This window comes from Photobacterium chitinilyticum (genome assembly GCF_004104355.1).
Lineage (GTDB): Bacteria > Pseudomonadota > Gammaproteobacteria > Enterobacterales > Vibrionaceae > Photobacterium > Photobacterium chitinilyticum.
Window position 1 is genome coordinate 1,380,323 of record NZ_RJLM01000001.1, and the last position, 21,023, is coordinate 1,401,345.

Sequence of the window (21,023 nt, forward strand, 5' to 3'; positions counted from 1 at the left end):
GCTGATTACTTATACTGCTTGATATAGTCGATATGTGCCTGACGCGTAAAGGCGCCCGGACGCAATGCCTGAATTTGTTCAATCGCACTATCTAGCCCGATACCGCGATCAAGCATAATACGAGCCGCTATCAAGCCTGTTCGGCCCGAGCCCCCCATACAGTGAACGACTAGCACCTCGCCATTATCAAGCATGACCTGTGCCGCTTTGTTTGCCTGTGGCCAACTCGCATTAAATTCATCGCCAGGCGCACAATCATCCTCAATTGGTAGATGAAACCACTTCAGCTCTAAAGCTTTGCATTGCTCCGCCAACTGATTCAAGCCTTCATCCGGTAGGTCACCCATTTCTAATGCTGTTAGTACAGCCGTTGCTCCGGCATCTTTTAATTGCATCAGTGAATCTTGCAGATTAGCCCCTTTGGTTCCTGGGCACGGTGTAAGTAGTAATTTCGCGCCACCAGCTAAAGGTAACGTCCAAAATGGATGTGCATTAGACATATTGCATTCCTAATCATTGAATAGATAACTGTTTGATGATTCAAGCACCAATCTGGCTGTGTGTTTTTAAGCTAAATCCAGGTTTCTTTCGATCTTTGATTTGAGTTAATTTTAGTTTTTCCTGATTGATCATACCTGGGTTGCCGTTTCTTACCGTTGCTAACGTATGACGAATCCATACCGGAAGTTGCTCTGCCAAACGATAGAAAATCCATAGCCCCTCACGTTGATCCTGAAGTACTCCGCCATCTCGCAGAAGGGCAAGGTGACGAGAGACTTTCGGCTGGCTCACGTCCAGTATCTTGGTGAGATCTCCAACGGTAAGTGCCTGCTCATCCTCAATTAGCATTAAAATTCGAAGTCGCAGCGGATCGCTCATAATTTTGAAGAGCTCAACCGGTCCGACAACATTATGCTGGTTTTCCCCGTTAAGCATTAAGAACAATGCAATTCGAGTTTGTAGGCCATCAAAGGTGTCACGAAAACCTTCGACCCCTTCCATTGGCTTGGGATCTTTAAAGTCCCAATGAATAAGGGCATCAGAATCCGCAAACAGAGCACATTCATTGCTGGCTTTATCGCACAAGGTAATCACAACATCGAAATGTTGATCATGAATATCAATAGCTGACAAACTCTGCAAATTATCAGCACATACACCGCGCTCAGCCAATACTTGATGGACTCGCGGATCGACATCTTCCGGCTTCATACCAGCACTCATCACCTGATACTGATCGCTCGCCATATGACGCATTAATGCTTCGGCAAGCTGTGATCGGGCAGAATTTCCCGTACAAAGAAAGAGAATGTTCTTCTTCATGATCTTCTCGATAATTATTAAACTACCGCCAGTATATATGACCACCTATATATAACAATATCCATATATAAATATTATAACCAGCCGGAATGAAGATGCGGAAAGAGTCATTCAGCGCCCCATTGAACGAGGCGCCAGTGATGTGAATATCTAGGTTAGTTCATCATGATTTTCGGCCGAATTCGACAATACCCACTGCTCGACTTTTCCCGTGACCTGCGGGTGTGTCAACAAATCCAGATGGTTAATACCCACTCCAACCCACTTGTTTTCCTCGGGGTAATTCAAAGCGCGCTGCTCAGCAGTTGATTCACCTAACGCACTGGAAACCGGTACCAAGCCATCACCCAGCTTCAGGTTATTCTCATCATTTGGGTTTTGTCCGAGGCAAGTCGCAACCGCACAACAAACCACTCCTTGGGGCAGCAGCGGACGTGCCAACACAGTATGGGCATCTCCTTCCCCTAGATCCCAGTCTCCATGGCGGACAAAGCCCCTGCTCAAATCCTTCGTTCCGCTACTACGGAATTCAGACAATTTGGTTAGCATCTTCAAATATGGAGCTTCGGCAACCCTGTTATCAATCCAACAGGCCAACTGGGCTAATGGCGCACCATTATGCGGAGTACCAAGGGTAATAAAGGTCCGAAGAGTGGACAACCAGCTGAGTTCATGTAGCTGGGCATAATAACAAGCACTGCGGGTGACCAGCCCCCCCATACTGTGGCCAATTATCACCAGCTCCTTCACTTTGCACGGCCAAGCGGCAATAAGCTGTTCCAACATTAATGCAAATTCCTCACCGTTAGCGGAAATATGCAGGCCGGTATTGTAGCGTAGGTAGATCGGGGTATAACCATATTTTGCCAGACTACGGCCATGATCATGATCCTTCCGCTTCCACTGGACATCATTCATACACCAGCCATGAACACACACAACGATACGATCATTACACTCAGGCAATTGTTGGCTTAGCGTGTCGGCTTCAAGGCTCAAGGTCTGTTGCTGATCTCGAATGGCCATCTCCTGTTTTAAGCGACTATCACGCTGAACCAGGTAATCCCCTAATATGCCATTCAATGTGGCAATGACTGCCTCACTCTGAACTGGCGGTAGGCCGTGTTCGATGAAGTCGCCAAGCTTCTCCTTAGCCACCACCCTATTTTCAGACACTTTTGACGATAGCTCATCCATTAGTGTCTGAAATTTCTGACTCAGGTTATTCCTAGAAATCATACTTCACCTTTGTTAAGCCATCTTTATTAACCATCATTGATTAGCTAAAAAATGAAATCAAGCGATTCCACTAGAGAAGAGTCTGTTTTTTTATATTGAGAAATAGGAAGTGTTAATTATGTAGAATAAACGAAGGAGAAAAAATATAACCATAAAAATGCAAAACAAGTATGGCAATAAAAATTAGAAAAATCACTCTAATTTCTATTTAATCAAAAAATAATTTCAGGCTATATATTTACAGCCTGAAATTATGATGATGAATAATTATATCTCCTCTACGGCTAGTAGCTCTTCATTTAGAGACTTCTTTATATAGTCTTCCAAAATCATATCTGACGCCTTCTCTGCAATCATTATTGTTGGTGCATTAGTATTACCGCCAATTAACGTCGGCATGATTGAAGCGTCTACCACTCGTAAACCTGTAACACCTCGCACTCTTAGCCGAGAATCAACGACAGCCATTTTATCTCCCCCCATTTTGCAGGTACCTACCGGGTGATAAATGGACTCCGCTTTGCGGCGGATAAATGCTTCAAGCTCCTCGTCAGATTGGACGTCCTTGCCCGGAAATACCTCAACACCGCGAAAGCGGTCAAACGCAGGCTGCTTTAAGATCTCACGGGACAGCTTAATACCTCTCACCATAATACGAATGTCATCTTCGTTATCGAGATAGTTCGCCTTGATGATCACTGGCGTGGTCGGATCATTATCCCTTAGAGCTAACCGCCCACGACTTTTAGGGCGCAGATTACAAGCATGAAGTGAGTAACCATGCCTGACTGTCTGCCATAAATTCAGGCCGTGATTATCAAGAAAACAAGGGGAAAAATGAAACTGAACATCCGGTACTGATAAGTCCGGCGAGCTTTTCACAAAACCGCCAGCCTCAGCGATATTACTGGTGAAATTTCCTTTCCTAAACAACACATAATCGACGAGCCCTTTTAGAGATCGTAACAAGGCTATGGGTGAAATTCCAACTGAGTGAAAGGTACGCTCACGGGTTACAGCCAGCACATCAAGGTGATCCTGCATATTCTCCCCGACACCGGGAAGATCACACACAACAGGGATATTGTGTTGATTTAATTGTTCTTTATTTCCGATACCGGAAAGAAGTAACAACTGTGGACTATTAATTGCGCCGCCACTGAGCAACACCTCCCTATTGCTTCGTAGCGTATGCTTCTCTCCATCTTTAAGGTACTCAATCCCCGTCGCTTTCGTCCCTTCAAACAGAACTCGCGTTGTCAGTGCGCCTGTAATTACGGTTAGGTTATCTCTTTGCTCTGCCGGCCTTAGATAGCCGACAGCGGTGCTGCATCGCTGACCATTTTTTTGCGTAACCTGATAGTAGCCCACACCTTCTTGTTCAGCGCCGTTAAAATCCTCGACATACTTATGACCAGCCTGTTTGGCTGCCTTGATAAACGCCTCCGAAAGCGGATTTTTTATCCTTAAATCAGAAACATTTAGTGGCCCCTTAGCGCCATGGTAGCTGTCCCCTCCCCGCTCCTGACTCTGGGACTTTTTAAAGTATGGCAATACATCCTGGAAGCTCCAGCCCTTATTGCCTAGCGATGCCCATTCATCGTAATCACAGGCATGCCCACGTATGTAACACATTGCATTGGAGGCACTGCTACCTCCCAACGTTTTACCTCGCGGCCAAAAAAGCTGTCGATTATTGAGATTAGGCTCTTGTTCCGTGTAGTAACGCCAGTTCATTTTCTTGGAGTGCATCATACCTATGATGCCAAGCGGTACATGAACCATTACACTGGAGTCTTTCGGTCCAGCTTCAACAAGGCAAACCTTAATAGTCGGATCTGAAGACAATCTATTAGCAAGTACACACCCTGCCGAGCCTGCCCCCACAATTATGAAATCATACATAATATCCTCTCGAGTTAGTCGCGATGATTTGCCAGCCAGTTTATAAATACCCAGTCATTGATATTGATTATTTATCACACTTTCAATCATAGATTATTTTAACTATTTTGGATTTGTTTCCTTAGTTAATTTGAAAGACGAACCTTTTTGCAAAATAAAAAGGTGATCTATTTAATAAATTTAAACATTAATTAAAGACAACTACTCTGACCAGTGTAACGTATATTTCTTAAAGGAATAAAGAATATTGCCCGTCAATTAAGGAGAGCGAATGGCATATTTTCTAACAGGTGGAACTGGTTTTTTAGGCCGTAATCTCATCACCAAACTGCTCAAGCGCGAAGGAACTATTTATATCCTCTGCCGGAATGAAAAGGCCCAAGAAAAACTGACAGCCTGTATGATGGAATGGGATGTTCCGACAGACCGCATCATGCCAATAATGGGTGACCTGACACAGCCTCAACTCGGCTTGACAGAAAGCACTGCCGTTGCATTAAAAGGGAAAATTCAGCACTTTTTCCACCTTGCAGCAATTTACGATCTAAATGCGACCGCCGAAGCACAAGAAGCGGTCAACATTGAAGGAACACAAAATGCGATAGAAGCCGCCGAAGCATTGGATGCTGGCTGCTTCCACCACATCAGCTCAATTGCTGCCGCTGGGCTGTATCAGGGCCATTTCCGCGAAGATATGTTTGATGAGGCAGAAAACCTCGATCACCCCTATTTCTCAACCAAGCATCTTGCAGAAAAGACCGTACGCGAACATTGCACCATTCCATACAGAATTTACCGCCCGGGTATGGTTGTCGGTGATTCAAAAACAGGTGTTGCCGATCGTGTTGATGGTCCGTATTACCTGTTTAAAATGATCCAGCGAGTTCGCGCTATTCTACCGGCTTGGGTGCCAACAATTGGCCTTGAAGGCGGTAGCCTGAATATTGTCCCGGTCGACTATGTTGTCGATGCGCTGGATCATATCGCCCACAAAGATGAGCTTGACGGTCGTTGTTTCCACCTTACCGACCCAAAACCTTACCGCTCTGGCGAAGTAATGAATATTTTTGCCGAAGCTGGCCATGCCCCTCGTATGGCGCTTCGACTCGATGCCAGATTATTCGGCTTGGTTCCGAATCAGGTCAAAAATGCCATCATGTCTCTACCAACAGTTAAGCAAATTACTGATGTCACGTTGAAAGACCTGGGTATTCCGGCAGAAGTACTTAAATTCTTCACTTACCCGACCGAATTTGACTGCCGTGAAACACAAATGGCACTTAAAGGCTCCGGTATTGAATGCCCTCGCCTACCGACCTATGCGCCTGCAATCTGGGATTACTGGGAACGCCACCTTGATCCTGCGATCTCTGGCGATCGTAGCCTGAGCGCAAGAGTCAACGACAAGATCATCATGATCACTGGCGCAAGTTCAGGGATCGGACAGGCTACCGCATTCAAACTGGCTGAAAACGGTGCTGAAATGATTCTGGTAGCACGCGATGAAGAGAAACTAGCAAACACCAAGCTAGAAGTAGAGAAACGTGGTGGCGTTGCGCACACGTTCCAGTGTGATCTTTCCGCTATCGATCAGGTTGAACAGCTGGTGAAAGATGTGCTGGACGTTCATGGTAAGGTCGATATTCTTATCAATAATGCCGGACGATCTATTCGCCGCTCAATTGCCAATTCAATCGATCGCTTCCACGATTTCGAGCGAACAATGCAACTGAACTACTTCGGCTCATTGAAGCTGACCTTAGGCCTACTTCCAAGTATGGAAGCGCAAGGTGGCGGCCACATCATCAACATCTCTTCTATCGGGGTATTGACCAATGCACCACGTTTCTCCGCTTATGTTGCTTCAAAAGCGGCACTGGACGCATTCACGCGCTGTGCGGCTTCTGAATATTCAGATCTCAATGTGAATTTCACAACCATCAACATGCCGCTGGTAGCAACGCCGATGATTGCACCCACCAAGATATATAAGTCAGTACCAACGCTGACACCGGAAGAAGCCGCCGATCTGCTGGCAACGGCAATTATCGACAAGCCAAAACGTATTGCCACCAACCTCGGTATTTTTGGCTCCTTGGTACACGCACTATTTCCGAAACTGGCTGAAATCGTAATGAACAGCAGTTTCCGAATGTTCCCTGATTCCAAAGAAAGTGATCAGGGGAAAGAACAAAGAAGCGAAAAAGCCTCTTCGGCAGAGCTCATTGCATTCTCCGCACTGCTGAAAGGTATTCATCTGTAATCCAACAAACACTCGTCTCAAGGGTGTGGCTAGGTAACTATAATTTAAGGATAAAATCATGGCTGAACTAAAAGAAAACTTTGAACAAGCTCAATTGGACGTTAAAAAGCTAACCAAGCGCCCGTCAAACGAAGAATTGCTGGCACTGTACTCTCTGTACAAGCAAGCAACAGATGGGGATGTGCATGGCAAGCGTCCAGGTATGTTTGATTTCAAAGGGGCTGCCAAATATGAAGCATGGGAAGGCTTGAAGGGTATGGATGCAGAAACGGCAATGCAGCAGTATGTCGATAAAGTTGCTGATCTGGCGGCAACTTACGCATAAAGCGATTCTGATTTTCTTCAATAATAAAGGCCGCTTAGCGGCCTTTTTTCATGAATGCGATTATTACTGCTTCACTGCAGGCTTGCGATACCAATGTTCATAATCCCATTTTTGAGTCTTACGATCACGATTAATTATCCCTTTGTTATCCCGCCATACCGTCTCATCAATAAAATCCTTAATCGGATTGTTAGCTTCATCCAACAGTGGCGAGCCATCAGCCTGATAGAAGGTGGTTTCCAAACGAGAGTAGTATTTACATGCTGGAACAGCTCTATCTAACGCGAAGTCAACAACTTGTTCTACACCTGCAAAAACAACATATTGCACCTGCTTAAAGCTGGCTTTTTGCTCTGTCGAGTTTAGCAAACTTGCATCATGATAATGAACTTCCGGCATGAAATAAGAACCCTCAACTGAGCGCTGCTGACTCAAGGTGTTTTTATGACCCCAGGCGATATTATCAGTGCCATTCTCACGGCCTTCAAAGCCCGCCATCATTCCATTAGCATACTCGAAATACCGTTCACTGAACGCATAACCACTTGTGAATGTACCTTTTAGCAAACTTTCAACTAAACCTTCATATCCTTGCCAAGATATCCCTGAGTCTACCAACGGGACGAGTTCGTACGTTCCATATTGCTCTGTTGTCTCAACCTCTTTACTGTTCGCATCTACTTTGCTACTAGAGCGGTACATATCGAATAGTAGGCTATCATTTTTCTTCCGTTCATAATTGGCATCAGGGAGATCAGCCAAACACTGTCCCATCGTAACAGGCTGATCTGCTGGAATATGGCTAGTTACAGGATCCTGGCCATACAATACCCCATGATGAATCATGCCGTTCAGCACTTTAACAGAATCAGTATACCCCCAGTTTGGTTCACTCTCTGGCTCCCCCTCGCTATTGAGGTTATATTCAAGGTTATCCTTCTCCTCTCTAACCACTATCCGGTTTTTATCCAGATAACGCTTAGCGCTTTCAACTGAATATTTGCCAGCATCATTCCACTTAAACTCGGAATCATGCTGTACGACACAGGCTTCGCGAAGTCCAAATAAAGTATCAATGATTTCTTTTCCGACATAGACAGAAGAAATTTTCTCATGCCTTATTGCGGCTTCTGGAGAACGATGGTCAATGCGGTCCACCCAGCTCGTTGTCTTCTCCTTCAACCTCATATCATTGGGCGCATTGGTCGCAAGGTTGATCCCCCACCAGCGGCGGAATACATCTTCATAGCCAAGATATTGTTGGTTATCAGCATCGACGTAAGATAGTTCAAAGCCGGGATTCCAGACTCCTGCTTGTGCCCCCGGTGTTTGAGTGACAATCTGGGTTACATCAATAGTTCTTTCCGCTAGGTTACCATCTGGCAATCCGACGCGCTGACCGACATAACGCTCTGTTTGTGTTGACTGACTACGCTCTGTCTGGCCGTTGTTTAGCTTTGAAATAGTGTATAACAGACTATTTGATCCATCGGGGCGTGCTGCTGTACCTTCTGGGTAATCAGGCAGAGTTTCAAGACAGGCATTGAACGTTTCAGGGATAACAAGCTTGCTCAGCGGCTCATTATCCTTGTTATCTGCATAGCCATCGCCATCATCATCGTCGTCACTGTTATTGCCGATACCATCATTATCAGTATCTACCGATTCATTTTCATTCAGAGGGAAACGGTCATGGGCATCATCCACCCCGTCGCCATCATCATCGGTGTCTTTATTATTTCCAATATCATCCTTATCAGTATCGCTATCTTCAGTAGGATCATACGGGAAGGCATCATCAATATCTAAGACACCATCGTTATCATCATCGCTATCTTCATTATTGCCGATACTATCGGTATCAGTATCTGTGTCTTCGGAAGATTCTAGCGGGAAGGTATCCTTTTCATCATCGACGCCATCACCATCATCATCGGTATCAGCGTTATTGCCTTTTCCATCACCATCAGTGTCGTACCACTCACTGTCATCCTCAGGAAATGCATCTAACGCATCAATCAAACCATCGCCATCGCTATCTGTTTTTTTGACTACCCGTGTACCATCAGCAGCATCGGCATCATGGATAACCAACTCGTCGGCAGCAGCATCTTTCACTCTACTGTTAACTGTACTGGCGTGAGTCAACACGGAATCAAACTGTGTAGACAGCTCATCAACTGTCGCAGGCATGGCTCCAGAAACAACAAGTGATACTGCCGCCTGCTCAGCTTTGGTAGCATCAGCAGATGAGAGCTTTTTAAAGTCAGATAGCACAATGTGCGCATTATCGGCGTTAAGGCCTAGCTCTTCAGCAACCTGCTTACTTGCTGCAATAATAGATGCCTCACTGGCAGAGGATGCTGGCTGTCTCAATTTCATTTCGACAAGGGTTGTCAGAGGGGTAATAACGCTTGAATACGATTTGGACTCTTGAGAAGAGCGTAATAGCGCCGTTTCACTGGTCATCAACGGGGCAGTCAAATAAAACGAACCTGCTACGGGCTTGCCATTATCGTGATCAATCGTCTTGCCCGCCGTTGCTTTTGCCACCAATACATACTTATCAAAACTATCAGGGGCAATATCATTGAAAACTGCAACGCCCTGTTTATTGGTAACAGCCCGTGGCTCATCACCATCAGGAAGGAAGTTCTGGTTCTCTTTTTTATCCAACCAAACCGTGGATCCTTCAAGGTAACCATCGATGACAGTGACAGACAACAACTCGCTTTCAATTGCCGGAGGAAAAGTAGGCTTAGGTGCCACTTTTCCATTTTCATTGCTGTCGCTGCCACACCCAGAGATGATAAAGGCAGCCGAAATAGCCAACGCAACTTTACTTACATTCATAACCGAACCTATTAGAACAACAAGGGGTAAATAGGGAATGGTAATGAATTAAACAAATAATATTACGTACGATAAGAGTCCTTTCGGGCTACTAGACAAGAATAATAACGTTACTAAAAACATTGTGCCGGTATCGACTCATCAAAAGTTACGAACCACTATATAATAACAAAAGGGCCATATAACATATCGCTATATGGCCCTTTGTTGTTATGAAAAATCAGTAATTAGTGTGTATTCACTGCTTTCTTATTTTCTGGCTCTTCAATACTATCCTGGTTTTTCGCTACTGCCTGAGGGTCAACGTCAACGGTTGCTGAAAGCATCTCAGTAAGTTTTGCCAATTGTTTTTCTAGCTCTTCGACTTTCTTCTGTTTTTCAGTAAACAAACGCTCGAATTCTTCATCTTCTGGCGTTAATGAATAATGAGCAGCTTCTACTGCAGTCTCAACCGCAAGAGTCTCATCTTCTCGGTACTCAAACTGCTCTGCAACGGCCGATGCAGCAGCGCTCATCACTTCGGCTTCGATGTCTTCCAACGCTTCTGTCATATACTCCGCAATAACTTCGAAGCCAGGCAGCGACTGATTACAAGCCACCAGTGAGTAGTACATTGTATCGGCATTACTAAAGAAAGTAATATTCAGTGTTTGTCCTGGCATGAGCAACGAGACCGGATATTGCTCTTGGACTTTTGCTCCCATGAAATAGAGTTTCTCTTTCGCACCGGGAACATTTGAGATAAGCAGGTTACTCACTGGCGGAATAAAGTTATTCAAACCAAACTTGCCGCTAAACAGCGACACACCATTGACCAGCAATGAGTAGTTCACATATGCATCAGGTGAAATATTCAATGCTTCTTTCTTGAGATCAAGCGTAGCATGCTGGATTGCTTCAAGCCTTTCCAAGGCGCTTAGGTGGGGTTTGCCCAATTCGACATGCCCAACCGACATCTTGTTGCCTTTGGATTCAGCATCGCCTTTTCTACGCAGATTAATCGGCATCATTGCAACCAGAGGCTTTCTCAACGGCATGGCGCGATCGACCAGATAACGATTCAGTGCGATATCACTCACTGTAAATAAAACGTCATTCATGGAAGCGCCAGTAATATGGCTGATATGCTTCAGCTTCCCAATGGAGAAATTGCCCAGACTGACAGCCCGGCTTCGTTTCGGACTCTGGTTAAACGGTGTCTTGGGAGCAGTGAACGGCACTTTTAAATCACAATCAGCAAGCTTCACAGCCTTCAGTGCCAACTTGCTGCCAAGCCGAAACATCGATGGGATCAGTGAAATCTGTTTCGATGCTGCCATCGCTGTTTTCATCACCATATCTGTCAGGTGTGTTTCTGCGCGACGCTGAGATTTACTCTTACGCAAGTCACATTGCCAGAATGGTTTGGTAAACGAGTTTTCAATTTCAGGTGAGCAGCTATCGGTAAAAATACGGCTCGCTCGTACACCATCCGCCATTGAATGGTGAATTTTCATTACAATGGCTACGCGATTATTCTCAAGCCCACCGATCACCCAAAGTTCCCACATAGGGCGGCTACGATCTAACACTTGGCTATGCAAACGGCCAACGACTTGCTGAAGTTGCTGCTCCGTTCCCGGTGATGGCAACATTGTGATCCGTAAATGCTCCTCAACATTAACGTTAGGCAAGGCATCCCAACGAGGCTTACCTGTCAGCGGCCAATTTAGCTTCCAGTTAAACGGGGCAACAGTCTCTGTTTGTTGCAAAAAGTGACTATATAAGTCTTGGGCAAATGTTGTCACCTGTTCTTCTGGTGGATCCAAAATCACTAACCCAGTGACATGCATTGGTGTTTTCGCCGTTTCAAAGGCAATAAAACTGAAGTCAAGAAGAGACAAACTTGGCATATGATGTTCCTTATCTAACTTGCTAGGCGGCCAATCTGCCTCAAACAATGATCGGTGAACCTAAAACAATAATCGGTGAACCTAAAACACTCACGAGTTGCTACTTTACTTCTTTGGCCAGTTTTTCTACGGCAAGCTGCAGTCGATCAACCTTTTCTTCAAAATCAGACAGGCGATTACGGTCAAGTCCACACGTTTTATTCAAAGTATAGTTAAACTGAGATTCAGAACGTTTCAAAATGGCTGCCTGAGTCATTTTAACACGATCCATTGTTTCAGTTTCAACCTCTTGCCCTTTCTCAACCAAACCATTAAAACGTTTGGTAACTAAATGCTGGGCCATTCCAACCTGCTCAATGCCTTTACTGTATACACCCAAGCTAGCAAACACGACATTTTTCAGTGACGTTTCACCCAAATCAGCCACTGATTTTATATTACCTATCATTTTTACTGGATTAATCATAACTCATTCCCTATTAATATCTCGTTGGGTCTTAAATTAAATTTATAACCAAAACAAAGCTTAGCAATAAGAATTAGATCATTCTTTCTAATCCATTCAATTAACTGATAGCAAGATCACAATTTGTTAAGCTCAAAAACCTTTCTTAATTTTCAACATCTTAACGCCACCCCCTCTTGAAATTAGAATTCTCTACCCATTTGTGTTTTTTTTTGGCGAAATATGTTCACTGTGACTGAGTTCAATTTATTGAAATAAAACTAACCTCAAATTATAAAACTAGAGTGACGACTCTATTCTTAAGGCTAAAAATACTACTCGATAATAATAAGAAATACTTATCTCAAATAAAAATATCGAACAAGGAATGCAAAATGTCAGTACTAGAGTTAGTTGATACCAGTATTACTACCCACCTTGCCACTACTTCCTCATCAGAGGAAAGAACGCCAGCCACAGCATTTTCTGATGCCGATAAGTTGGTTGATCATATTATTGATGTTGTTGGTAAAGAAATTGTACTAGGAGCGCCGCTGGCAATAGGAAAATCTGTTGCATTTATCAATGCGTTGTATCAGCGAGCCAAGGCCGATCCAAGTATTACCCTTCGCATCGAGACCGGGATTACACTGGAAAAACCGGTAGGGAAAAGCAAACTAGAGCGGAATTTTCTAAAACCGTTTGTCGAGCGAGAGTTCGATGGTGTCCCTGATATTGATTATATCATGGACCTAAGAAAAGGAGCGGTACCTGCCAATATCACCATCAGTGAGTTTTTCTTCAAAGCGGGCAGCTTTATGAACAGCCCACAACAGCAGAACTACACCAGTACCAACTACACCCATGCAGTCCGTGATTTGTTAGACAAAGGCGTCAATGTCGTTACCCAGCTTGTAGCCAAACGTACCATTGACGGAGTGACAACCTATAGTTTGGGCAGTAATTCGGATCTGGCCCTAGACTTTGCCCCGGTTATGAAAGAGATGCAAGACAATGGCACTCCTGTCGCAATGGTGGCTGAAGTAAATACAAACATGCCTTTCATGCAAAACCATGCTGAAGTGGCTGATAATGTTTTTGATTTTGTGCTCGACCAGAATCTAAAACCCGGACATCAGGATTACTCCTTATTTGCAGCCCCTCACGCCAGTATTTCACCTGAAGACCATATGATAGGTTTTTACGCGAGTACGCTAATAAAAGATGGTGGAACACTACAGATAGGGATAGGCTCTCTCAGTAGCGCCCTCGTCTACAGCGCGTTGCTTCGACACCAAAATAACCGTGTATACAACCAAATCATGGATGAACTGAAAGTGTCTGAAAAGTTCCCAGTTTGCCGTCATGTCGGTGATCGCGGAACATTTGAAGAAGGCCTGTATGGTTGCAGTGAACTGATGGTCGATGGCTTTGTCAGCCTCTACGAGGCCGGGATATTAAAACGTGAAGTGTTTGAAGATCTGACAGTTCAGACATTACTCAACAGAAAGAAAATAACCACGGATGTCACGGTTTCTACTTTACTAACATTGCTTGAACACGATGCAATTAAACAGCAATTAACCGCTCAGGATGTGAGCTACCTGAAACGTATTGGTGTATTCCGTCAATCGGTTGAATTTATCGACGGACAGCTGCAGGCTCAGCAGCAAACAATGAAGGCCGACTTGGGCGATACAGAAGCGCTACAGTGGATCACCAAACTCTGCCTAGGCGACAAGCTTACCGGTGGTGCCGTTATGCATGGTGCCTTCTTCATTGGTCCGAAAGATTTTTACGATGCACTGAATGAGATGAGTGACGAGGATCATAAGAAGTTCTGCATGACCAGTGTTAACTATGTCAATGATCTTTATGATCATTTCATTGGCAGCCAGAAACTCAAGCAGGCCCAGCGCAAGCATGCGCGTTTCGTTAACTCCGCAATGATGGTCACACTAAACGGCTCGGCGATTTCCGATGCGCTAGAAAATGGCCAGGTAGTCAGCGGGGTGGGTGGTCAATACAACTTTGTCGCGCAGTCCCATCAATTACCAGATTCACGTTCGATCATGAAGCTCCGCAGTTGTACCGTGCGCAACGGTAAGCTGAAGTCGAACATCATGTTTAACTATGGGCACACAACCATTCCCCGTCAGCTGCGAGATATTGTCATTACCGAATACGGTATTGCTGATTTGCGCGGTAAACCCGATCATGTTGTATACACAGAGCTAATCAAAATCGCAGATTCCCGTTTCCAACAACAGTTACTTGAGCAAGCAAAAGCCGCAGGGAAAGTCGCAAAAGACTATACAATCCCAGTAGAGTTTGGCAACAACACTCCTCAGGCTATCCAGAGTTTTTACCAAAAATATACCCAGCAAAATATATTCGGCCCATTCCCGTTTGGCTGTAGCTTCACAGCCGAGGAGCTTCAGCTTGGTAAAGCACTAAAATCACTTAAGGCAAAAACAGCAACACCTGCTGGAAAAATCAAATGCATACTGCATGCCATCACAACACCAAGGCCTGATAACACAATACAGCCATTGTTGAAACGAATTGGTTTAGATAAGCCAACCAGTGTCCAAGATAAGCTAACCCAACGTTTGCTTATCGCGGAACTCAGAGGCCGATAAAAGGCCCATCCAATGTGAGTAAGTGACAGAGGTAAACATGGCAAGAAAAAACAAGGAAAGTGCATTGTGTCCCTACGCCGCCATTTGGGGCTGCCCAAAGTGCCCGGTTAAGAGAGTTTGCCCGGGGAAAACCACCATAGGAGATCAGCCACTCAAGGCTAAAGAAAATAGCATCAAGAACAAGTAATACTGATGTATGCACCATCGCTTCAACAAGAAAGAAAGCCATTGTGCTTTCTTTCTTGTCTCGATAGTGACAGTAAAGCAACTCACTCACCTTTTAGCCGTTGATTCTCGAACTTGTAGAAAAAACAAGTGAGCAATGGCGATGATGATTTTATATTCTCATACGCTATATACCGTTGCTGAGTGAGCATCTAGGAGAAATGTAGTTAGAATGTCTGAAATAAAACAACCAAGGCTGAAAACAACAGCCTCTGCTCAAACGGGTCTCACACAAGATGACGTCGTCTACGGACACATTTTTGATGCCATTCTAGAACAGCGTCTACCATCGAATACTAAGCTTAATGAAGAAGCACTCGGTGAGATTTTTGGTGTGAGCCGTACTATTATTCGTCGTGCCTTGCTGCGTCTGTCAGTTGAGAAAATCGTCAATATCAGACCAAACCGTGGCGCTATTGTAGCCTCACCAAGTGTCGAAGAAGCCAAACAAATACTAAAAGCACGGGAAGTACTTGAGCTAGCGATTACCGAGCTAGCTGTTGAACACGCCACCAGCGAGCAAATTGAGTCTCTACGTCAGCTTATCATTGAAGAGCATCAGGCTTTTGAGCAGGGAGATCTCGGTCGCGGGATTCGTTTGTCCTGTGAGTTCCATATCCGACTTGGCGATATGGCAAATAACTCTCCACTGCTTTCTTTTCAGCGTAGTATCGTATCGCAGACATCATTAGTTATTGCCCTATATGAAGCCGGTTCTCGAAGTCAATGCTCTTTCGAGGAGCACAATAGTCTGCTTAATGCAATTGAGTCTGGCGATAAAACTAGGGTATTGAATCTAGTCAAAACCCACCTTGAACATATCAAATCAAAACTGGTTCTTGATGAAGAAGCCACCACTAAAGATCTGCACACCGTTTTCTCGGATATTATGACGAAGAAACAACCAATAATTTCAAACCGTTAACCTAACCGTTGTTTCATATTCAATCCTGCTACTCAAGATATATGCAGAATCAAAAAGGTTACAACGTAACAGCTCATTTGCGCCTTTACCTAACAAACTGCGCGTTTTAACAGTTCGTATAGATCTTGGTTTCAGCAAGGTTATACGCTTAGTAAACAGTGAATTAGCGGTAACACCTTTTTCACAGCCGTGACTATGCTAAATAATACGCGGTACTTATCTTTATCGGCCATTCCACCGGCAGTGCAATGACACACATATTTAAACAGTAAGAAACAACAAGCATAACATATTGTTACAACTGTGTTGGTGTGAGTAATAAAACAACAGGTAAAACGTTTGCGTAATCGCTAACGCTCCCTTTCCCTCATTTTGATGGTTCAACATCACATTTATGGTTGTTATAATTACAACATAATTTATACAAGACCATTCGGGGCAAGGAATCTCCCCCTTTATATCAATCATTGATTGATAGCAGACTCATGATGAGGTGATTGGCAAAACTAGAGGGTAAACACTATGGAATTTAACACAGTTGAACTATTGGGTTATGCATCTTCATTGATGGTAGCAATCTCGCTAATGATGAAAGACATCGTATGGCTACGTGTTCTAAACTTCGTTGGCTGTGTGCTGTTCACCACTTACGGATTCATGATTGATGCAATGCCAGTTGTTGTAACGAATGGTTTTATTGCTTGCGTCAACATTTACTTCCTGGCCAAAATGCAACAAGAACGCAGCAAGCAAACCAACCTTGCCTGCGAATCTGCCTAGCCAGAAAGCAATCTCATCAAAAAAGCCAACAGCATGCTGTTGGCTTTTTTTGTAGACATACCTCTTTGCAGATACACCTTTGAAAATCGCATATAACTAAGGCGATTGAAGGCGTTTTCTCAAATGCTTTTTCTTCACATTCTCAGATATTTCCCGAGCTAACCGCTTAACCTTTTCGCTGCTATACATTTGCAATTCCAATGCAGAAAGTTAGTACATAATATAATCATTATGATACGAGCTTTTTCTGAACAGAGGCTGTCTAAAAATAATACAGAGAATCGCAGTGCTAATTAAACGCACGGACATATCACTCTATCAAGCCAAACTTGATGAGAAGAACTGCCTTGCAGGCTGCAAATAACCCTATGGAATAGCCAAACAGGCTCCCGTTCAGAGATCAAATAGAAGAGCGCTGACAAAGCTTGGGTATATACTTATACCCAAGCTAGCTCAAGATGCTTAGGTCTATATCGGTCACAAGAAACGTATCGGTGAATGGGTGGAGTTACTATGAAAAACCAGCTAAGTGATAAAATTGATGGCTCCCGCGAGAAAATTCGTGAGATCACCAAGGCCATTGACGACAAATCAGAAAAATTATCGGAAGAGACCAAACAATTGTGGCAACACGCCAAGGCACGGCTCTCGGAAATCAACGATAAACTTGGCGAAGCTTCCAATCACCTTGCAGGTAAAACTGATGACGCTGCTCTCCAAGCCCATCTCGCCGCCATGGAGGCACACGACAAATGGCAACACATTAGCAAATCATTCGATAAGCTGGCTCAAAAAACAAGCTGCCAGGCAAAAGCTGAACTTGATCACGCCGCACTACAAAGCCACCTGGCCAAAATGGAGACTAACGACTTTATGGAGGCAACTGGGAAGAATCTCGTCCATAATTTCAACGTTTCACGAAACAAGATCGAACATTCCACTGTTGCCTCCATCAAAGATATGGAAGGATATTTTAGTCGGATAGCCAAAAACTTTCGTGATGGCAGTTAACCAGCATCGTTATTATCACTACTGTTCACCATGATTCTAGTGATATCACCGGCGCACGACAATCTGCGAAATAGAACTGTTCGGCTGGCTGACTACACCTTCAAACTGGTGAAGGATCTGCCAATCTCCAAACTCATCAACCAGTTCATTATCCTGTAACAAGAAATCAGGGTTATGGGGCCTACCATAGGCTCTCTGCCCTATATTAAAAGTCTCATAGATGACGAGCCCTGAGTAAGCAATGCTAGCTTTGATTGCTTCAAACAATGGTCGATGTAGATAGCGAAATACCATGATGGCCCCAAACTGTCTACCCGCAAGTGGTTGTCCTGTTTCAAAATCAACCAACCACGTTCTCGCTGCAAGTTGCTCGTCCTGAATAGCCTGCTCTATCTGGCTGAGCTTTTCACTGTCTTGGTCAGCAAATACTACAGGTATTCCCTGCCGGGCCAAATACAGTCCATTACGGCCACTACCACAGGCTAAATCCAATATCGCACCTTGCGTCGATGCCTGTTTCAATTCACTTAAAAACCTCTCTACCAGCATTGAATGCATCGGCTTCGCGTCTTGACCAGTCATAACATTGCTCACCTTATGGGCTATTGAGTGACATGATATTCAGTTTAGAATGAATAAGGTACAAAAAATAACACATTTAATACCAATAAAAGTAAGTTGGTACTAAGCAAAAAACCATCATACATCGGTATGATGAACTGAAGTCTGATCGGTTGGCGTACATCACTTAGAGCTCTAATTGTTATCAGCTCTATGAATTTCGTTGGCCAGCCTAGAAGCTGCAAGGATCTCCTTTTCAGGCCATAATAATAGTTCACTCGAAGCCGATGAAGGCTTCAATTTGTTATTGGAGCCTCGGCACAATTAGGAGCTTCACTGATGAGGAAGTTATCGATTCTCTCAACCCTAGCATTGGTCACTGTTGCGGTATCTCCGGTATACGCAACAAGCACCGAGTGGTTTGTTGGTGCAGGTGTCGGTTATCAGGAAGACAACATCGAAGGCAAATCTGCTCAAAATGGCGAGGATGGTACATACCAATTACGTGGTGGTGCTATCATCAACGACCACCATCGCCTAATGGGTACATATAGTTACATAGATAAGTCTTCGCAAGATCTGCTACTCGCGTCGTACGACTATCTCCACCCAGTGTCGAAACGTGTGGATATCTATGCCGGTGTTTCTGCGGGCTTTGCTGACAGCAAAATTCAAAAAACAAGTTCAACTGATTTTGCCTGGGGCGGTCAAGTCGGTGCGATATATGAGGTCAATGAAAACTGGTCAACAGATCTCACCTATCGTTACATAGACCAAAACTACAATGAAAACGACACGAAGATCGATTACTCACAACAAGTAATATTATCAGTAGACTATAAATTCTGAACATAATTACCATGATATAACTGTTTGAAAGAGGATAGCTATCCTCTTTCTTCTTATTATTTCAATAATAGATAGGCCTCTGCTAATTCTTGTAATACTGAAGAAAAAAACATGTAAAGGAAACAATCCCAATCGTTAATTGCAGTTATCCGACCCATCTAAATCAGGTTCTTATTAAAGATGGGAGAGATACAAAAAAATAAAAACCTTGAGCTGATATAATATTTATTTCACATTACTAATATAAGTGACTATCCAGTTTGGATTACCAACTAACATTGTGATGCAAAACAGTAAAACCACTGATTCTCATACACTGTCATCCAGAACCACAGGCGACATTTAATAAAATCTCATGACGGTCTTCAAATTATTGGATTTACTAGGTCCATCGACTTGAACTTTATTTCAATGAATGGGATTCTAAATATTATAGAGATAGCTAGATAAAGAATATCCGCTAGCTGAGCAGATATGTGAGTACACATTATTCCCACATTTAATAATAAATTTCTGATTAACGCCCACTATGGGGTCGTGATCCACAGGAACTTCAAACCCTTATATGCCGATGATAACTATGCACAGTTCTTCGGTCATAAATCTGGTGATGGGGTGCTAGATCTCGACAGCTTGTTGTACCTCATCGCCCCCCACCAGCGCAACAGTGCAATCCAAACCTACGATGCGATCATGTCCGGACATAATAAGCCCGGTATTAATACCTATCGAAATATCGACAACGAAGGAAACGAATTTATTGTTTTAACCGTAGATCATGTGGTTGATTGGCAAGGTGAACCAGCCATGCAGACCACAGTCGTGGACCTAAGCAACCATGTCGAAACGTTAAAAAAGCTTCAAGCCAGCGAAAGACGATACCGTGAGCTTGTCGACGGCTCAATACAAGGGATCCTTGTCCACCGTAACTTCAAACCATTGTTTTGCAATCAAGCTTACGCGCAGACTCTCGGCTTTAATGATGAGCGGGAATTGATTGCCATTGACTCAATCATGCCATTATTCGATCCCACGTTTCATGAATCAGCACATAATGACAACCACTTACTATTGTCCGGCCAGAAGTCTTCAATAAAAAAAGAAGCAAAATGCTACCGAATCGACGGGACTACTGTCTGGTTAGGCCTGCTATCCCGGCCGGTTACTTGGAATGGTGAGCGTGTGATACAAGTAACAACAATGGACATTACCAAGCAGCATCAGCTACGCGAGCAGCTTGAGCACAGAGCCAATTATGATGGCCTTACCGAGCTAGTCAACCGCCGCACTATGTCCGAGCTGCTTGAACGACAGTTTCGCAACCACCAAGTCCACTCATTGCCATTATGTTGTGTGCTAATCGACATCGATGACTTCAAGTCCATCAATGATCAACACGGACACCATATAGGTGACGAAGTCCTGAAGCTCTTCGCCGCTACCTGCCGCAACAATATCCGCCAAAGTGACATCATCGGACGCTGGGGCGGAGAAGAATTTGTTCTGCTACTACCAGACACCAATCTTGAACAAGCCGAGCATATTGCGCAGCGCCTAGGCAAAGATATAGCTAAACTGAAAATCACGACCAACAGCAGCCAATGCGGATTTACTATCAGTATGGGAGTCGCTGCGTTAACGGGCCTGAGCGATTCTGTCACACAACTCCTGATGCGAGCAGATCAAGCTCTCTACCAAGCCAAACACAACGGAAAGAATCAGGCCATGGTTGCTAAGAAATAAAATCGAAATACGCCTTCTGCCTATCCTTCTCGCTTTCTAACC

The 21,023-nt window shown here is 44.2% G+C and carries 17 protein-coding genes; 8 read left to right on the forward strand and 9 right to left on the reverse strand.

What is annotated here, in order from left to right; all coding sequences use genetic code 11:
• Window positions 1-5 precede the first annotated feature (5 nt).
• The 4 genes from EDI28_RS05925 to EDI28_RS05940 all read right to left on the reverse strand — a co-directional run bounded on the left by EDI28_RS05925 (window position 6) and on the right by EDI28_RS05940 (window position 4,467).
• Window positions 6-500: a phosphatase domain-containing putative toxin gene (locus EDI28_RS05925; RefSeq protein WP_128782870.1), complete on the reverse strand. Its 495-nt coding sequence runs from the start codon at window positions 498-500 to the stop codon at window positions 6-8.
• Window positions 501-540: 40 nt separating this feature from the next.
• On the reverse strand, window positions 541-1,326 hold the full coding sequence (locus tag EDI28_RS05930; RefSeq protein ID WP_164918483.1) for a metalloregulator ArsR/SmtB family transcription factor: 786 nt from the start codon (window positions 1,324-1,326) through the stop codon (window positions 541-543).
• Between the two features lie 147 nt (window positions 1,327-1,473).
• Window positions 1,474-2,562: a PGAP1-like alpha/beta domain-containing protein gene (locus tag EDI28_RS05935; RefSeq protein WP_128782872.1), complete on the reverse strand. Its 1,089-nt coding sequence runs from the start codon at window positions 2,560-2,562 to the stop codon at window positions 1,474-1,476.
• A 267-nt stretch (window positions 2,563-2,829) separates the two neighbouring features.
• A complete protein-coding gene (locus EDI28_RS05940) occupies window positions 2,830-4,467 on the reverse strand; it encodes a GMC family oxidoreductase (protein ID WP_128782873.1) in 1,638 nt (545 codons plus the stop codon).
• Window positions 4,468-4,738: 271 nt separating this feature from the next.
• Between EDI28_RS05940 and EDI28_RS05945 the strand changes: the two genes are divergently transcribed.
• Window positions 4,739-6,730, forward strand: a complete 1,992-nt coding sequence (locus EDI28_RS05945; RefSeq protein WP_128782874.1) for an SDR family oxidoreductase — start codon at window positions 4,739-4,741, stop codon at window positions 6,728-6,730.
• Window positions 6,731-6,788: 58 nt separating this feature from the next.
• Entirely contained in the window at window positions 6,789-7,055 is a 267-nt protein-coding gene (locus EDI28_RS05950; RefSeq protein ID WP_128782875.1) for an acyl-CoA-binding protein, read from the forward strand.
• Between the two features lie 63 nt (window positions 7,056-7,118).
• Here EDI28_RS05950 and EDI28_RS05955 read toward each other — a convergent pair whose 3' ends face one another.
• The 3 genes from EDI28_RS05955 to EDI28_RS05965 all read right to left on the reverse strand — a co-directional run bounded on the left by EDI28_RS05955 (window position 7,119) and on the right by EDI28_RS05965 (window position 12,266).
• A complete protein-coding gene (locus EDI28_RS05955; protein WP_128782876.1) occupies window positions 7,119-9,908 on the reverse strand; it encodes a hypothetical protein in 2,790 nt (929 codons plus the stop codon).
• A gap of 227 nt (window positions 9,909-10,135) precedes the next feature.
• Complete coding sequence (locus tag EDI28_RS05960) at window positions 10,136-11,800, reverse strand: wax ester/triacylglycerol synthase family O-acyltransferase (protein WP_128782877.1); 1,665 nt, start codon at window positions 11,798-11,800, stop codon at window positions 10,136-10,138.
• A 100-nt stretch (window positions 11,801-11,900) separates the two neighbouring features.
• Window positions 11,901-12,266 (reverse strand): phasin-related domain-containing protein, encoded by a 366-nt coding sequence (locus EDI28_RS05965; protein WP_128782878.1) that lies wholly within the window; start codon window positions 12,264-12,266, stop codon window positions 11,901-11,903.
• A gap of 374 nt (window positions 12,267-12,640) precedes the next feature.
• Between EDI28_RS05965 and EDI28_RS05970 the strand changes: the two genes are divergently transcribed.
• Window positions 12,641-14,887 (forward strand): acetyl-CoA hydrolase/transferase C-terminal domain-containing protein, encoded by a 2,247-nt coding sequence (locus tag EDI28_RS05970; protein ID WP_128782879.1) that lies wholly within the window; start codon window positions 12,641-12,643, stop codon window positions 14,885-14,887.
• Here the strand turns inward: EDI28_RS05970 and EDI28_RS26865 are convergent.
• Window positions 14,874-15,164, reverse strand: coding sequence for a hypothetical protein (locus EDI28_RS26865; protein ID WP_164918474.1), 291 nt, complete (start codon window positions 15,162-15,164; stop codon window positions 14,874-14,876). The two genes, EDI28_RS05970 and EDI28_RS26865, sit on opposite strands and share 14 nt — an antisense overlap.
• Before the next feature lie 120 nt (window positions 15,165-15,284).
• Here EDI28_RS26865 and EDI28_RS05975 point away from each other — a divergent pair, with 120 nt between their 5' ends.
• From EDI28_RS05975 to EDI28_RS05985, 3 genes are all read left to right on the forward strand, one after another.
• Complete coding sequence (locus EDI28_RS05975; RefSeq protein ID WP_128782880.1) at window positions 15,285-16,037, forward strand: GntR family transcriptional regulator; 753 nt, start codon at window positions 15,285-15,287, stop codon at window positions 16,035-16,037.
• 522 nt (window positions 16,038-16,559) lie between these two features.
• Complete coding sequence (locus EDI28_RS05980; RefSeq protein ID WP_128782881.1) at window positions 16,560-16,817, forward strand: YgjV family protein; 258 nt, start codon at window positions 16,560-16,562, stop codon at window positions 16,815-16,817.
• Between the two features lie 513 nt (window positions 16,818-17,330).
• Window positions 17,331-17,828 carry a hypothetical protein gene (locus EDI28_RS05985; protein WP_128782882.1) on the forward strand — a complete coding sequence of 166 codons (498 nt, stop codon included), beginning with the start codon at window positions 17,331-17,333 and terminating at the stop codon, window positions 17,826-17,828.
• A 45-nt stretch (window positions 17,829-17,873) separates the two neighbouring features.
• Here the strand turns inward: EDI28_RS05985 and EDI28_RS05990 are convergent, their stop codons facing one another.
• Window positions 17,874-18,410: a methyltransferase domain-containing protein gene (locus EDI28_RS05990; RefSeq protein ID WP_128782883.1), complete on the reverse strand. Its 537-nt coding sequence runs from the start codon at window positions 18,408-18,410 to the stop codon at window positions 17,874-17,876.
• 318 nt (window positions 18,411-18,728) lie between these two features.
• On the opposite strand from EDI28_RS05990, the gene EDI28_RS05995 reads away from it, so the two are divergent.
• Together EDI28_RS05995 and EDI28_RS06000 are read left to right on the forward strand one after the other, a co-directional pair.
• Window positions 18,729-19,238, forward strand: a complete 510-nt coding sequence (locus EDI28_RS05995) for a porin family protein (protein ID WP_128782884.1) — start codon at window positions 18,729-18,731, stop codon at window positions 19,236-19,238.
• Between the two features lie 537 nt (window positions 19,239-19,775).
• On the forward strand, window positions 19,776-20,981 hold the full coding sequence (locus EDI28_RS06000) for a sensor domain-containing diguanylate cyclase (protein ID WP_128782885.1): 1,206 nt from the start codon (window positions 19,776-19,778) through the stop codon (window positions 20,979-20,981).
• Window positions 20,982-21,023: the final 42 nt, after the last annotated feature.

What these genes read in the sequence shown, in the direction of transcription:
- EDI28_RS05940 (WP_128782873.1), bottom strand. Translation starts at nt 4,467, where the DNA reads ATGTATGATTTCATAATTGTGGGGGCAGGCTCGGCAGGGTGTGTACTT.
- EDI28_RS05950 (WP_128782875.1), top strand. Translation starts at nt 6,789, where the DNA reads ATGGCTGAACTAAAAGAAAACTTTGAACAAGCTCAATTGGACGTTAAA.
- EDI28_RS05975 (WP_128782880.1), top strand. Translation starts at nt 15,285, where the DNA reads ATGTCTGAAATAAAACAACCAAGGCTGAAAACAACAGCCTCTGCTCAA.
- EDI28_RS05980 (WP_128782881.1), top strand. Translation starts at nt 16,560, where the DNA reads ATGGAATTTAACACAGTTGAACTATTGGGTTATGCATCTTCATTGATG.
- EDI28_RS05970 (WP_128782879.1), top strand. Translation starts at nt 12,641, where the DNA reads ATGTCAGTACTAGAGTTAGTTGATACCAGTATTACTACCCACCTTGCC.
- EDI28_RS05925 (WP_128782870.1), bottom strand. Translation starts at nt 500, where the DNA reads ATGTCTAATGCACATCCATTTTGGACGTTACCTTTAGCTGGTGGCGCG.
- EDI28_RS05960 (WP_128782877.1), bottom strand. Translation starts at nt 11,800, where the DNA reads ATGCCAAGTTTGTCTCTTCTTGACTTCAGTTTTATTGCCTTTGAAACG.
- EDI28_RS05955 (WP_128782876.1), bottom strand. Translation starts at nt 9,908, where the DNA reads ATGAATGTAAGTAAAGTTGCGTTGGCTATTTCGGCTGCCTTTATCATC.
- EDI28_RS05990 (WP_128782883.1), bottom strand. Translation starts at nt 18,410, where the DNA reads ATGACTGGTCAAGACGCGAAGCCGATGCATTCAATGCTGGTAGAGAGG.
- EDI28_RS05985 (WP_128782882.1), top strand. Translation starts at nt 17,331, where the DNA reads ATGAAAAACCAGCTAAGTGATAAAATTGATGGCTCCCGCGAGAAAATT.
- EDI28_RS05965 (WP_128782878.1), bottom strand. Translation starts at nt 12,266, where the DNA reads ATGATTAATCCAGTAAAAATGATAGGTAATATAAAATCAGTGGCTGAT.
- EDI28_RS05945 (WP_128782874.1), top strand. Translation starts at nt 4,739, where the DNA reads ATGGCATATTTTCTAACAGGTGGAACTGGTTTTTTAGGCCGTAATCTC.
- EDI28_RS05995 (WP_128782884.1), top strand. Translation starts at nt 18,729, where the DNA reads ATGAGGAAGTTATCGATTCTCTCAACCCTAGCATTGGTCACTGTTGCG.
- EDI28_RS05935 (WP_128782872.1), bottom strand. Translation starts at nt 2,562, where the DNA reads ATGATTTCTAGGAATAACCTGAGTCAGAAATTTCAGACACTAATGGAT.